This is a genomic window from Paucilactobacillus nenjiangensis (assembly GCF_008632615.1).
Lineage (GTDB): Bacteria > Bacillota > Bacilli > Lactobacillales > Lactobacillaceae > Paucilactobacillus > Paucilactobacillus nenjiangensis.
In genome coordinates this window covers 802718-816973 of record NZ_CP043939.1, presented here as the reverse complement: position 1 = coordinate 816973, position 14256 = coordinate 802718, and the positions used below count along the sequence as shown (strand labels likewise).

General features: G+C 33.8%; 13 protein-coding genes. 2 read left to right on the top strand and 11 right to left on the bottom strand.

The window, feature by feature from the left end; genetic code table 11:
• From F0161_RS04125 to F0161_RS04105, 5 genes are all read right to left on the bottom strand, one after another.
• A complete protein-coding gene (locus F0161_RS04125; RefSeq protein WP_150203800.1) occupies window positions 1-765 on the bottom strand; it encodes a DUF4422 domain-containing protein in 765 nt (254 codons plus the stop codon).
• A gap of 32 nt (window positions 766-797) precedes the next feature.
• Entirely contained in the window at window positions 798-1412 is a 615-nt protein-coding gene (locus F0161_RS04120) for a YveK family protein (protein WP_150203799.1), read from the bottom strand.
• Complete coding sequence (locus tag F0161_RS04115) at window positions 1405-2616, bottom strand: hypothetical protein (protein ID WP_150203798.1); 1212 nt, start codon at window positions 2614-2616, stop codon at window positions 1405-1407. The genes F0161_RS04120 and F0161_RS04115 overlap by 8 nt, the downstream gene beginning before the upstream one ends.
• On the bottom strand, window positions 2603-3241 hold the full coding sequence (locus F0161_RS04110; RefSeq protein WP_225423210.1) for a sugar transferase: 639 nt from the start codon (window positions 3239-3241) through the stop codon (window positions 2603-2605). Before F0161_RS04110 ends, F0161_RS04115 begins: the two co-directional genes overlap by 14 nt.
• Before the next feature lie 222 nt (window positions 3242-3463).
• Window positions 3464-5074 (bottom strand): 6-pyruvoyl-tetrahydropterin synthase-related protein, encoded by a 1611-nt coding sequence (locus F0161_RS04105; RefSeq protein WP_150203797.1) that lies wholly within the window; start codon window positions 5072-5074, stop codon window positions 3464-3466.
• A 163-nt stretch (window positions 5075-5237) separates the two neighbouring features.
• Here F0161_RS04105 and F0161_RS04100 point away from each other — a divergent pair, with 163 nt between their 5' ends.
• A complete protein-coding gene (locus F0161_RS04100; protein WP_150203796.1) occupies window positions 5238-6161 on the top strand; it encodes an IS30 family transposase in 924 nt (307 codons plus the stop codon).
• Window positions 6162-6263: 102 nt separating this feature from the next.
• Here the strand turns inward: F0161_RS04100 and F0161_RS04095 are convergent, their stop codons facing one another.
• The 4 genes from F0161_RS04095 to F0161_RS11400 form a co-directional block, all read right to left on the bottom strand.
• The gene (locus F0161_RS04095) at window positions 6264-7196 is read right to left on the bottom strand and encodes a glycosyltransferase family 2 protein (RefSeq protein WP_150203795.1); all 933 of its coding nucleotides are present in this window, start codon (window positions 7194-7196) and stop codon (window positions 6264-6266) included.
• Between the two features lie 219 nt (window positions 7197-7415).
• On the bottom strand, window positions 7416-9095 hold the full coding sequence (locus tag F0161_RS11405) for a glucosaminidase domain-containing protein (protein WP_190318911.1): 1680 nt from the start codon (window positions 9093-9095) through the stop codon (window positions 7416-7418).
• Between the two features lie 132 nt (window positions 9096-9227).
• On the bottom strand, window positions 9228-9917 hold the full coding sequence (locus F0161_RS04075; protein WP_225423209.1) for a peptidoglycan recognition protein family protein: 690 nt from the start codon (window positions 9915-9917) through the stop codon (window positions 9228-9230).
• A gap of 6 nt (window positions 9918-9923) precedes the next feature.
• On the bottom strand, window positions 9924-10652 hold the full coding sequence (locus F0161_RS11400; protein WP_190318910.1) for a hypothetical protein: 729 nt from the start codon (window positions 10650-10652) through the stop codon (window positions 9924-9926).
• Window positions 10653-10851: 199 nt separating this feature from the next.
• On the opposite strand from F0161_RS11400, the gene F0161_RS04065 reads away from it, so the two are divergent.
• Window positions 10852-12027: an IS256 family transposase gene (locus F0161_RS04065; protein WP_150203794.1), complete on the top strand. Its 1176-nt coding sequence runs from the start codon at window positions 10852-10854 to the stop codon at window positions 12025-12027.
• Between the two features lie 54 nt (window positions 12028-12081).
• Here the strand turns inward: F0161_RS04065 and F0161_RS04060 are convergent, their stop codons facing one another.
• Window positions 12082-12339 carry a KxYKxGKxW signal peptide domain-containing protein gene (locus F0161_RS04060; RefSeq protein ID WP_150203793.1) on the bottom strand — a complete coding sequence of 86 codons (258 nt, stop codon included), beginning with the start codon at window positions 12337-12339 and terminating at the stop codon, window positions 12082-12084.
• 148 nt (window positions 12340-12487) lie between these two features.
• Window positions 12488-14209 carry a YfhO family protein gene (locus F0161_RS04055; RefSeq protein WP_190318909.1) on the bottom strand — a complete coding sequence of 574 codons (1722 nt, stop codon included), beginning with the start codon at window positions 14207-14209 and terminating at the stop codon, window positions 12488-12490.
• Window positions 14210-14256 lie beyond the last annotated feature (47 nt).

Below are 14256 nucleotides of genomic sequence, written 5' to 3'. Positions count from 1 at the left end.
TTATTTCCTCGACTTCACAAACATTCTACCTAAAAATCTAAATCCTTTACTCAGCCATTTTTGGCTTTCCATGTGCACTAGATTTACCTCTTTATATGAGTAACCATTTGTTTCTAGCCAAACATCCAGCAATAATTCACTTACAAACCCATAAACTCTTTTTTCGTACGCATCATATTCACTTGTATCTATTTTGTCTTCTAATAAGTACAGAATATCAAATAGCCATTCGCAATACTCATCAAATTTGTCTTTTTTCATTATGAACATGTTAAACATATGGGCTGACTTCGACTTCATGACGTTTTCGAAAGCCAAAAAATATTCTGGATACTGATCATGAATTATTTTAGATGTCTCATCGAGCGGATCTGAGTGATGGGCATGAACATAATGATTGTAATTGGACTGAATAATATAATTACGTTTCTTTGGCAGAATAATATCTACATTGGTTAGCAATCCTTCAATTTCGTTTCTAGTCAAAACTTTAGAAATACTTTTGTCCTTGGATAAACTCATATATCTTCTGTAATGATCTAGTCCAATGGCATCCGCATTTAAGTTTTTCCATGCCCAGTAAAGTGCTGTCAACTCGTTATAACTTGTATTTTTTTCAGAGATGTTAACTCCAGAATTATCACCCGTGTAAGGCAAACTTGCATCAGGATGCAAAGTTTTCCCTACAAAAATTGGAAGATACAGAGAATCGTCTGTTGGCATTTCATATTTTTTATGTGTAGCAACTAAAACTTTGATATTCATGATTTCATCCTATAATAATTTTTAATTTAAAACTATCCCATATATTTCCAAGTATCTTTAGCAAAAACTAGTACCATTCCTAATAGTACTCCAATAGCGGCCCCCACCAACACATACTTTTTCACCGATGGCGATGTCCTTGAAGAAACAACATTTTGTTTAGCAGTACTTAAAACTTTAACATCGATTTGATTTTCTACCACTTGAGGGGCCAATTGTTTATAACTATTAACAACTGTGTTGACAATAGTTTGGGATTTTTTTTTGCTACCACTATCCACTTTAAAATCGAGAACAAATGAGTCGTCTCTGGCTTCAACCTTAACATAATCAGATAATTCAGAAATTGAAACATTAACATGAGAGTTTTTCTTTAAATTTTTTTGAGCATTTTTTAGTATGACACCATCACTCGCAACATCTGCATATGTTTGCATCATCCCTAAATCGTTTTTAACATTATAACTTTTATCAGCAGAATGTTCATTCGCAACCATTACACTACTCGAAGCACTGTAGGTAGTCTTTTGTTTCATCTTGGCCATCCCACCAAACACAACAGACAGAACAATTCCAAAAGCAAAGATGATGATAATATGTCTAAACATTAAATTAAATAAATCTTTTATAGAATACCTTTTAGCCAAGTTGATTTCCCCTTACTTTCTCTTCGTGTTCAAAAATAAATGACATGCATAAAATTAAGAACGGATTATACGCGATTTCCAACATATGTTGATCTACAACGCTACTCAACGACAGTAATAACAAGATTCCACAAAACACATACTTTTGCTGTAGCGTTGCTTTAAAAGATGCTCTGGTTATAATGAACATTATCAAAATAGTAAAAATCACTCCATATATCAGCTGTAATCTGATAAATGACGAATCAATCATGAAATACTTAAAGCTTCCGCTAGCAGCCTTATATGCCTTAATTCCAGATTCACCACCCCAACCATATTCCATAATATGATTTCCAAACAGCTGTAATCCATAATCGGTAAAACCAGTACTACCCAAGGACAACCTTGAAGATAATACCGAATCTAATTCATAAAATATTTTCATTTTCAATCCATACAGTACAGTTGAAAACGATATGATGACGGCTAATAATATTGGGGCAAACCAATAATAATTTATTATTTTACACTTTAACTTAATAAAATACATAATTGGAATTATTGCAAGTATGCATAATGTATCCAATCTGGCATCACTGAAAATATAGAGGAATACTGCTATAACAACAAAAAATGAATATCTTTTCCAATTTAATTTTTCAAAGAACAGATAGCAATAAGCTAAGATTAAGTAAAAAATATGTGATGCAAAATCTGTTGGATATATGATTCCAAATGAGTGTCTCACTCCACCATCACGGATATACTTCAAGTCAGGGATAATGTTTAATTGAGATGATACAATGATAATTGTTATCATTATCAGACCAATCCAGAAGTACCATTCAATAATTTTATCCTTATTAACATCTTTGGAACTTATCATGAACATAATCATGTATAGCGCTAGTGTTGATTTCGAAAAGTACCATGTTAGTAGCGCCGTCAAAATACAAATAAAAATAAACAAGAACTCAGCCTTAGTATATGTTTGATAAAATACTAATTTAACACCTAACAACCCTAGTGCAACATATCCACAATAATTGATTAAATGAAATGAAATTACACTATTAAACATAGAAGTTTGCACAAAGCTAGTCACAAAGTACAAAATAAAAGCAAAAAAATAAATTTGTTCTGGAGAAACTTTTTGCTTAATGGAATGTTTAAATTGATGAACTAATCGCTTCGAACTTGTCAATTTTTTAATACGCTCCATTCGGTTTAAGCATTACGAGGACTGTCTTGAAAATAATCTGAGCATCCAGTAGCAGACTTCTATGTGTTATGTACTCTAGGTCTAGCCTAACCATTTCATCAAAACTTACGTCATTTCTTCCACCAACCTGCCACAAGCCTGTACATCCCGGTCGAACCAGTAACCTTTGCTTATCAAATTCAGTATATTGAGCCACTTCACTAAGAAGTGGTGGCCTAGGACCAACTAAACTCATAGATCCCTGGATAACATTTAATAACTGTGGTAACTCATCTAAACTGTATTTTCTAATTATTCTACCCACTTTTGTAATTCTAGGATCATTTTTTAACTTAAACATAGCACCTGATATTTCATTTTTACTTCTTAATTTTTCCAAGATTTCATCAGCATTAGAAACCATTGATCTAAATTTATACATTTTAAATGCTTTTCCATTCTTACCTACTCGTGTTTGTGAATAAAAAATTGGACCCTTAGGATCATCAATTAAAATACAAACAGATACAATAAAAAACAACGGGATTAGAACAATCAATCCAATCATTGAGAATAAGATATCAAATAGTCGTTTAAAAAAAGTATAAAACGGTTTTTCAGTCAATTGTATTTTCTTATCTGTCACGGTACATACGATCCTTCATATAAATTTTAGACTTTTACACAACAATTATCATACCAATAAACCTAGGTCAACTGCAATCGTATTTATAAATTTAAAACAGTTTTAATAAAGATTCATGCTTTTTCTCATATAAATGTCAGTGTTAGTCGTTTTTCTTTCTTGATAACAATCTTTTTTTAATTTATCCCATCATATAAATTTTTTAATAACAAATATAAAAATTTATAGACTTTTTCTTTGTTTCATAAATAAAATAAAAGTAATTAACGTAGTAGTGGCCGAAATAAATATTGAAACTTTTGCAACTAACGTGTAATGACTTGAAATAATAATTTCATCTGAAGTGGCCTCTTTGAAATAAACTTCTACAGTTCCACGATTGGACTCCCTTATTTCCAATTTTTTACCATTTGCACTTGCGCTAACTCCTTTATAGTACAAAAATGGTGTATTGATATATCTTTCACTTTTAGTATTTAAATAAAAAATTTCTTTTGTTGCCGAGGAATGAGAATTGACATTAATTTTCTTTCCATTTCTGTCATAAAAAATATGATTTCTAATTGAGCTAAGATTTTTTGAAGTTGTTGAAATCTTAGGGTAATAATCTTGCTGCCATTTTATACTTTTCGTGCTTAAAAGATAATCTTGATTATTACTTAAATGTACCGCATTCCCTTTTATATTGTGTGTCATTGTGATTTGAACACAGCATAATGCTAAAAAACATGCAATTAAAAATGGAATCTTAGTTGGTTCTTTGAAAAGTGATGCAATACAAAAACATACACACACCGTCGTAATACCCAAGAATCTAAATGGAAACTGAATTATCGTTATTGGAGTGTTCTGTAGGGCAAACCACGGAAAAAGTTGGGTTGACAAAAACATACCAATCAAACTCAAATAAAACATTTGTCTTATTGCAAGATTCATTGATCTAAATGCACAGCAACTAATAACAAAACCAATAAACAGTATGATACCAAGCGATGGGTCAAACGAATTATTTGCTATATTCAGAAAAAATGATTTTATACTCAAAGCTCCGTCAAACAATTCCGGGGTGTATGGTCTAGAAATCTTTTGAAAGAATCCTTGTTCAAATAACGGTCCCCAAAAGAACGTTGTTAATAGCAATGTAAATACTATACTTTTGAAAAGATTATAAAGTCTGTATTTATGATTAATTAGTTTGGTTAGATTTAAGCAAAACAACAAGAAAAGAAAAAAACAACAAATTACAACACTCAAGACATGACTATATACGATTAAGGCCATACCCACAGCAAGATGCAGAACATAAATTTTATTATCATCGGTAATTAACTTGTAAAAGCTCGCAATAACCATTGGTAAAAAAGCAAAAGCTATTACTTCACCGATAGCAGACCGTTGAAATAAAGTAATAGATCTATCTGTAGAAAAAACATATAAAACAGCAAAGACATATTTTTGTACTTTGTTTTCCAAAATAAATCCACTGTAATAATAAGCAATGTCAAAAGTTAACACTGTTAATAAAACAAAGAATACCAACATAGTAATAACCCAGTTTTTAATTAAAAAATGAATCACTATAGCCGGATAATATGTTAGCCATGGATAAAAGAAATTCACTCCAGAACCAGTACCACCGAAAGTTACAAAATTAATTGGATTAGTCCAGACTGCCCTCAAACCATCTAATCGAGAAATATGAAAAAGTAAATCATTTCCTATACCACCGCCATACATCAGTGACAACCTGTTGTACATACTAAAAACGTAGATAATACTAGTAAAAATTGAAACTATTAGTAATTGTATATAGCCATTTTTAAGTAACTTCATGCATTAGTTCTCCTGTTACGTGATTTATTGACCTCAAAGTATTAATATTCACACTAATTTAATAATATGGTAGATTGTAAAATTTAAGTTGAACATATTAGTGGACAGAAAAACCCATAAAGGCCTTTAATGGTGTCACCACAACATTCCACTAGAAACCTTTATGGGCACCACTATTTTATCATTTGAAGACCGCGTTGTCATCGAAACACTTCATCATGAAAAGCACTCACTTCAATATATTGCCGATTATTTAGGCTTTAGTAAAACCACTATCTTTAATGAGGTTCATCACTTAGCTGGTGAGTATAACGCAGTTAGGGCTCAAACTGACCATGAAGTTAAACTTAGTCATCGTGGTCGTAAAACCATCTTAACGACTAACCTAAAGCGATTGATTGAAGAAAAAATCAAGATCCAAAAATGGTCAATTGAACAAGTGGCTCATGTAGTTAGAATTGCCTACAAAACCATCTATAACTGGATTGATCAGGAACTACTGGATATTAATGTGACTGATTTACCTGACCATGGTATTCGTCGCAAACGAGCTAAAGAAACCCGTGGTACTTTTAGTCATGGACGTTCCATCGAAGATCGTCCAGCTGAAATTTCTGATTGTAATACTTCAGGTCACTTCGAAGCTGATACAGTTTTATCTGGAAAACGTAAAGGTCAAGCAGTAGCTACGTTTGTCGAGCGTAAGAGTCGGCTTACCATCGTTAAACGGCTTAATGGACGAGATAGTACTTCAATGACCAAGGCTATTTTAGAATTGGCTAACCAGTTAGGAGATAATCTCAAGACCCTTACTGTTGACCATGGGAAAGAATTCGCCAACTACAATTTGATTGAAGAACAGACCGGTGTTCCGCTGTACTTTGCGCACGCTTATTCGCCACATGAACGAGGCAGTAATGAAAATCGCAACCGAGTACTACGCCGCTTCATTCCCAAAGGTCAACCGATTGATGAGATTACCGATGATGAATTGATTCAAATTAACTGGTATTTGAATTCCCGACCACTCAAATGTTTAAATTGGCGAACACCGATTGAGATCTTTTTGCGTGATCTGCGTTACTAAATTTGTTCAAGTTATTTCTTGCAATCTGCCATATACTAAAAAGTAACGAAATATTTTAGTTTGTGAAACTAATGTGTTTTATTAATACCATTTGGTATTGAATTACTTTCTATCTTTCTCTAAGTAAATAGGCCTTTTTTTGGATTGCATATAAATTTTACCAATATATTTTCCAACAATTCCTAGGCATAAAAGTTGAATTCCACCAAGCAATAAAAATACACAAATCAAAGATGCCCAGCCATAAACACTACTTCCAGGTACAATAATTGCTCTGATTATAATAAAAGCAATACCAATCATTGATCCAATAAAAGAAATCATCCCAACCCATGATGCTATTGATAATGGGACCTCAGAAAAATCTGTTATACCATCAATCGAATACCTCAACAATTTCCAAAAGGACCAACTTGTTGTTCCTGCAGCCCTTTCGATATTCTCATATTCAATGTATTCAGTTTTAAATCCGACCCAACTAAAAATTCCTTTTGAAAACCTATTATATTCCGTTAATTCTAAAACTGCTGATACCATTTTTCGAGTCATCATTCTATAATCTCTAGCCCCATTAATAATATTTGTAGTTGAGATAGAATTAATGACACGATAAAACATATTTGAGAAAAAAGAGCGGATTATTGGCTCACCCTTTCGATTGCTTCTTCGAGTTGAAACACAATCAATTTCATTATTTTTGATAATATCAAACATTTTAGTCATCAACTCAGGTGGGTCTTGCAAGTCTACATCCATAACAACAACATATTCACCTGTAGCTGCTTCAAGTCCAGCGTACAATGCTGCTTCTTTCCCAAAGTTTCTTGAAAATGATATGTAATGCACTTTTTCTGGTAACCGTTTGTTTAATTTTTTTATTTCTTCAAGTGTATTATCTCTAGATCCATCATCAATAAACCAATACTCGGAAACAACATTACTCATCGCAGTTATCGTAGCTTCGCAGGTTTGTAAAAAAAGAGCTATCATTTCTTCTTCATTGTAACAAGGAACAACAATCGAAATCTTATCCATTTAATGTATCTCCTTAATGTATCTACAATTCAAATTCTATTTTATAATTGTTGAGTCAATATTCGAACAAGTCTGTTAAATTTTCTACTGTGAACACAACAATAGTCATTTTAACACAATAAATCCCGATTATTGGAAATTCCAATAATCGGGATTACTGTTAATACTTATCTATATATCTAAAATGTATTGTTGAAGTGTTTTGTTCAATTATTCCAATTACAATACAAATCCCAGTTGATCAAATAAATTCAAATGATAGGTATTAATAGTATTTTGTAAAGTTGATGTATATGTTGGCGAAGTTGCATAACCGTCTTGTCTTATTTTGGTTGTAACACTAACAAAACTCTTATCCCAAAGTAAGTTTGAATATCTAGAATTTTGAGTCAAGAAAAGTGCATGATCTAACACACTGGCATCATTTGTTGGATATGCTCTAAAGCCAGCATTAACGGTGACATAAGATCCATTTAAATATTCACCAGTTGCCATATTAGCTGACTGACCATTGTACGATCCCTTTATTCCGAATAAATTATGATATACAGATGCCAATGTTGAATTACCCCATCCACTCTCAATAATTGCTTGTGACAATGTGAGTGAAGGTAAAACTCCATACTTACTCCAACCTAAAACAGCTGCATTTACAATGCTTGATAAAAAGCTGTTCCCACTATATGCTAATTCACCATCACCATTAAAGAAGATGTTTCCAAATCCTAAATTAACTGATTTATTTGTTGCACGCACTCCATCATCACCAAAATAATAAATTTTACCCCAATTAGTATAGAACTTATTTGTATATCTTACTCCGTCAGATCCAAAGTAATACATACCTCCCCAATTTGAATAAAATTTATTCGTGTACCTTGCTCCATCTTGACCGAAGTAGTAAAGTGCTCCCCAATTTGAATAGAATTTATTTGTATAACGAATTCCTGCGTCACCAAAGTAATATAAATTTCCCCAGTTACTGTAAAATTTGTTTACGAACAGTTGCCCATCTGAACCAAAGTAATACAATTCACCCCAGTTACTGTAAAACCGATTTTCAAAACGGATTCCATCATTATCAAAATAAGACGTTCCTTCATCGGTCGTTAAAAATTGATTTGTATAACGAGAACCATCTGTCCCGAAATAGTATGTCGCACCCCAATTTTTATAATATTGATTTTGATACATTTTCCCATCATTGCCAAAATAATAGAGTCTATCATTGGCAGAATAGAAATAGTTGGTTTTCATCTCGAAAGTAGTACTGTCAAAATAGTAGGTATTATTTTCATAGTTTTGCTGCCCACTTAATTTTTTCCCGTTCTGATACAAATAAGTTTTACCATTTTGAATAGCCATGCCGTTCTTATCTGAATCAGTAACAGTACTATCCAAATTATTCTTATAAATTATAGAATTGGATGAAACTTCTGATCCAGCAGATTCTATGTCACTTGAGGCTGCCGTGTCACTGGTGGCTGTTGTGTCACTGGTGGCTGCTGTGTCACTTGAGGCTGCCGTGTCACTGGTGGCTGTTGTGTCACTGGTGGCTGCTGTGTCACTGGTGGCTGCTGTGTCACTACTGGTGGCTGCTGTGTCACTGGTGGCTGCTGTGTCACTGGTGGCTGTTGTGTCACTGGTGGCTGTTGTGTCACTGGTGGCTGCTGTGTCACTGGTGGCTGCTGTGTCATCTTGAAGAACAACAGAATTAGTTTGTGAAACCGCTTCTAATTCAACTAATGCATCAGTCCCAACTAAATTATTGTTCTCGCTGTCTGCTTGCGCACTGTTTTGACCACTTGCAACTCCGACAATCAATGCTGCTGTAGCCATTGCACATATGCACCATGTCTTACCTTTTTTGAACATTTTAAATCTCACAATTTCATTCATTCCAAATACTCCTTTAATTAATACCCCTAAATTAAACGGTTTAACGAAATATTAACATATTACTCATGAAATTTTTGGTTATAAATAAAAATGTCACCCCAATGTAATACTGAGGTAACATTTTATTAAAAATTAAAATTGTACATAGTAATATTCAACTAGCTCCGTAAATGTAGCCATATTGTATCCTGTCCCAAAAAATGAATTCGCATTGGTTGTCCAATATCCATCTGGATCTGTATGGTCTGTATCTACCAGATTTTGAGAAACATTATGGTGTGACCAAATTGTGCCAGATCCGTTTTGTTCAGTTTGAACCCCAAGACCATATTTGTTCAACAGATACGCTGTATAATATGCTGCATTATTCACTTCACTGGCAAATGAGTCGGCTGAGTGTACTTCAACTTGTTCAAATTGAACAAATCTGGCATTGCCGCCTCCGCCACTCCCCCAGCACTTTAAGTCGGTATTAGCTACATTGATAATTCTTGAATCGTCCACATATGAATGAACAAAAGCACTATTATAATGATTCATTGCATAATTAATTTCGCCAGAAATACTATCGTTGTAGTTTGCAGTTTCATGAACGACAACACCCTCCGGTTTTCCATATCGGTACTCCATTGAACTATCGGTTGGATATCCTTGCCATATTTGTGTTTCAATGTTGGCATGAACTTTACCAGTAGATATTATATACGCATTAATTTTATTTTCTAAACTTAATTCACCAGCATTATTTGCATAAAAATCAATGTAATTATATTTAAATTTTGTATTTTTCAGTAGAGCTCCATCACCGCCGAAATAATACAATTTATTTCAATTATGATAAAACCGGTTGGTATAGCGTGCTCCATCTGATCCAAAGTAATACATACTACCCCAATTGGAATAGAATTTATTCGTATACCTCGCTCCATCTGATCCAAAATAGTATAAAGCTCCCCAATTAGAGTAAAACTTGTTAGTATAACGAATTCCACCGTCACCGAAGTAATACATATTACCCCAATTCGAATAAAATTTATTTACAAAGAGTTTTCCGTCTGTACCAAAATAATATAGCGAACCCCAGTTGCTGTAAAAACGATTTTCATATCGAATTCCGTCATTACCAAAATATGAAGTTCCATCATCATTAGTTAAAAATTGATTGGTAAATCGGGCTCCATCATCACCGAAATAATAAGTAGCACCCCAATTTTGATAATACTGATTTTGATACATTTTTCCATCGTTACCATAATAATATAATTTATCATTGGCAGAATAGAAATAATTAGTTTTCATTTGAAAGGTATCAGCATCGAAATAGTAACTACTGTTATCATAGGCCTGTTGGCCACTTAACTTTTGCCCATTTTGATAAAAATAAGTATGTCCCTCTTGAATGGCTAATCCATTCTTGTCCGCATCAGTAACTGTCGTTACAGGATTATTTTTATAAACAATTACGTCAGTAGTATCGTCGACACCTGTAGTTGCAGCATCACTGTCATTTTCAGCAGGTGCCGAACTTGACGTTTCACTCTCGTCATTAGACGACAACGTTGAATCGGTAACTGTTGAAACATCGCCCCCCGAAGGTGTTTCGCTTAATGGTACTGTTTCACTACTTGTAGACGTTGTAGAGAGCGTAAAATATCTTGTGTAAATGCATAAAAGATTTCTGAATTGTATAGAAATAGTGAATGCCTTCCCTTATGATATTTAGTAATCACAGAAAACATCACAGGAGGCATTCCCCATGAATGAACTTACCACAGAAATTATCGCTGCACTAGCCCAAAAGCAAGATTTGGACGAAGTTTTTCGTCACCACCTCGAAATTGCGATTAACCAGCTGCTTCAAACCGAATTGGCAGAGTTTTTGGGTTACGAACGCTACTCATACGCTGGGATTAACACTGGTAATAACCGCAACGGCAGTTATGAGCGCTCGTTTGATACGAAGTACGGCCAACTTAACTTAACCATTCCTCGAGATCGCAATGGCCGGTTTGAAAATCATACCTTGCCAGCCTACGGTCGGCACAGTGATAATTTAGAAACAACGGTCATTCAGTTGTATACCAAGGGAATTACCACTGCTGAAATTGCCGAACTTATTGAGAAAATGTACGGTGCTCACTACTCCAAAGCCACGGTTTCCAACATGACTAAAGCCGTCAATGAACAGGTTCAAGCTTTCCAGCAACGTCGACTGGCTTCACAATATGCGGCCATCTTCTTAGATGCCACTTACTTGCCGTTAAAGCGGGATACCGTTCAAAAAGAAGCCGTTCATATTGCGATTGGCATTCGTCCAGATGGTACGAAAGAAGTGCTGAACTACCAAGTGGCGCCAACGGAATCGACTGGAATCTGGACTGAACTGCTGGGAACCTTGATCAAGCAGGGCGTTAAAGATGTGCTGTTGTTTGTGGCCGATGGGTTAGTTGGTTTGGATGAAGGCTTGAATCGGCATTTCCCTAAAGCCAAACGACAACGTTGCCTGGTTCATGTTGGGCGGAATCTGATGAACAAAGTTCGCGTAAAAGACCGCAAGGCCGTGATCAGTGACTTTAAACAAGTTCATCGGGCCGCCAACCGTGAAGCAGCCGAACTGAAACTGAATGAGTTCGCCAACAACTGGCATCAGACCTATCCCAAATTAATCAAAGATCTGCTTAAAATGCCGAATTTACTCACTTTCATGGACTTTCCACCAGCTATCCGGCAATCACTATACTCCACTAACCTGATTGAGAACTTTAATAAGCATCTCAAGCGCACCACCCACCACAAAGAACAATTTCCAACGGAAGATTCACTGGATCGCTTCCTGGTTTCTCAGTTTAATGTTTATAACGAGAAGTCTCTGAAGCGGATCCACCGAGGGTTCAAAAGACTCCAGGACACCTTGGAAGCATCATTTATTTAAGTTAGATACATATTATATGTACGAAGGCATTTCATTTACACAAGATTCTTGACGCTACCACGTTGTACTATTTGCATCCAATACTGTACTTAAGTTTGATGCGTTATTTTCGACAAATAATGATTCTGCGTCTTGCAAACTTGATGAATTACTAGGAAGTGTATCTGATTCACTTATCGAGGAAGTCGATATCTTATCCGCAGAAACATTCACGTCGCCGCTCCCCATCCCAATAGCAATTCCAACAATGGCAATTGCTGAAACACACCAACACTTGCCCTGCTTAAACATTTTAAATCTTGGACTTTCCATATTAAATCCCCCTCAAAATTTGTAAATACAATGTTGCACTTTATCATACCACAAAGTTAATTGATGGATAAATAAAAGTCCGTAAAAATTCACATACTACGTGCGAAAACGTATACATGTTTTCATAAGTAACAATTATTACGATAATCTATTCAATTTTTCGATGAATAAAGTCAATATCACTTTTAATGCGGTATTTCATAACGCTGATAAAAATAATTATTCCTATCCATGAAATAACACTGATACATAAAGTTACTATTTGCAGATTAGTTTTCAAATAATAAACATGAACTTTGTTATTCCCATTCTTAATAGGTACAACTAATAATTTATCGTTATTTATTTTTGGCTTAATTTCGCGACCATTTATCTGTACATGGTACCCAGGATAATATATATTTGGTAAGATAATTTTGGAATAATTTTTAGAAGATATTGCGTTATATTTAACTCCGTTTTTGGTTATCTCATATTTACTCAATCTAATATTTTTACCTTTGTTTAACCCACTAATTGAATGATTAAGCAAATTTCCAGCTTGATTCCCAGTTTTGCTTGGTAGATAATCTAAAATTGTAGACTTAACCTCAAATTTTTCGAAAAATTTATAATTTGTAACGAAACTTTTCACTTCGTTTGGTTTATCTGCAGCATCTTGTTTAATATACATATTAGCTGCAGTGAAAGAGCTTACTAATATAAATACAACTAACATCGCTGTAGCAACAATACTACTATCTTTCTTCAAAAGGAATGCCAAACCATATCCAGAAATTAGTGCTAATAAGTAGCATACTATTAGAAAAAATCTCCATGGAGATTGAATAAATTCCAACTTTTGATTGAATATTTGCCATGGAAATAAATTTGAGGAAAGAATAAAAAAAACAATAAGCATACCTGTTAAATACTTAAATAATACATTAAACTTTCTAAATGTGCTAAAAATAATTATCAGCGACATCAATCCGGATACACCAACTCCAATAGTTGTCTCACCATTACTACTTGGTAAAAAATTAAATAAAGCTTGTTGAATGTTAACCGTAGATAAATACAGATTCCATTTTGTTACAGTAATCCCCCCCGCATACAAATAATTGTTAACTAATGGCCCTAAGAAAAATATTGAAAGTAAAATTGTAACAATTCCTGAAAGTACAAAGTAGCTAGTTCTAACAAATACTTCTCTTTTCGTTAGTTTATTAATTATCAACAGTCCGAATAAAAGCACAATAAAGATGGTTACCATGAAAACTGATATTATATGGGTAAAAATTAACAAAGTCATTCCAATTGATAAAATGTACCACCGTCTATAATTTCCAACAAATATTAAATAAGCACCATAAAATATGACTGGAACAAAAATCAATGCCATTGCTTGAGCTATATCTTGTTTAACAAACACATATGTTAACTCAAATTGAGTAAAGCCATACAGTAAAGCAGAAAACAAAGCTGCAACTTTGGATTCAGTAATTTTCAGAGTAGTGACAAACATTGACATAAAAATTAAAAAATTTACTAAACTAATAAACAAAATATATGAAATCCAAGCATTACCAATCAATAAATGAATTAGTGCTTCCGGAATTAAGGTATACACAGGATAAAATAAATTTTGAGGGTATACGATTGATCCAAAAGTCATAGTTGAAACATCTGGAACCAAATTCAGTATATCACCGTTTTTCATGTTTAAAAATGTTTCTTGAAGCCTCGTTAAATGAAATTGTAAGTCATAAATATTAGCAATTGGTCTACCATACAAATATGGTAAAACAATTAATAGACTTAAGGCTAGGAACAAAAACGTTGCTGAAATCATATAATATTTTTTTATGATTCTTTTAAAGGCGTTCACATCAATACTCCTCATTATAAATAATTTTGAATTTCATAGTTAAGATT

Excerpts from the sequence above, each read along its gene's own strand:
- F0161_RS04060 (WP_150203793.1), bottom strand. The coding sequence starts at position 12,339 with ATGGAAAGTCCAAGATTTAAAATGTTTAAGCAGGGCAAGTGTTGGTGT.
- F0161_RS04125 (WP_150203800.1), bottom strand. The coding sequence starts at position 765 with ATGAATATCAAAGTTTTAGTTGCTACACATAAAAAATATGAAATGCCA.
- F0161_RS04105 (WP_150203797.1), bottom strand. The coding sequence starts at position 5,074 with ATGAAGTTACTTAAAAATGGCTATATACAATTACTAATAGTTTCAATT.
- F0161_RS11405 (WP_190318911.1), bottom strand. The coding sequence starts at position 9,095 with ATGAATGAAATTGTGAGATTTAAAATGTTCAAAAAAGGTAAGACATGG.
- F0161_RS04100 (WP_150203796.1), top strand. The coding sequence starts at position 5,238 with ATGGGCACCACTATTTTATCATTTGAAGACCGCGTTGTCATCGAAACA.
- F0161_RS04095 (WP_150203795.1), bottom strand. The coding sequence starts at position 7,196 with ATGGATAAGATTTCGATTGTTGTTCCTTGTTACAATGAAGAAGAAATG.
- F0161_RS04115 (WP_150203798.1), bottom strand. The coding sequence starts at position 2,616 with ATGGAGCGTATTAAAAAATTGACAAGTTCGAAGCGATTAGTTCATCAA.
- F0161_RS04065 (WP_150203794.1), top strand. The coding sequence starts at position 10,852 with ATGAATGAACTTACCACAGAAATTATCGCTGCACTAGCCCAAAAGCAA.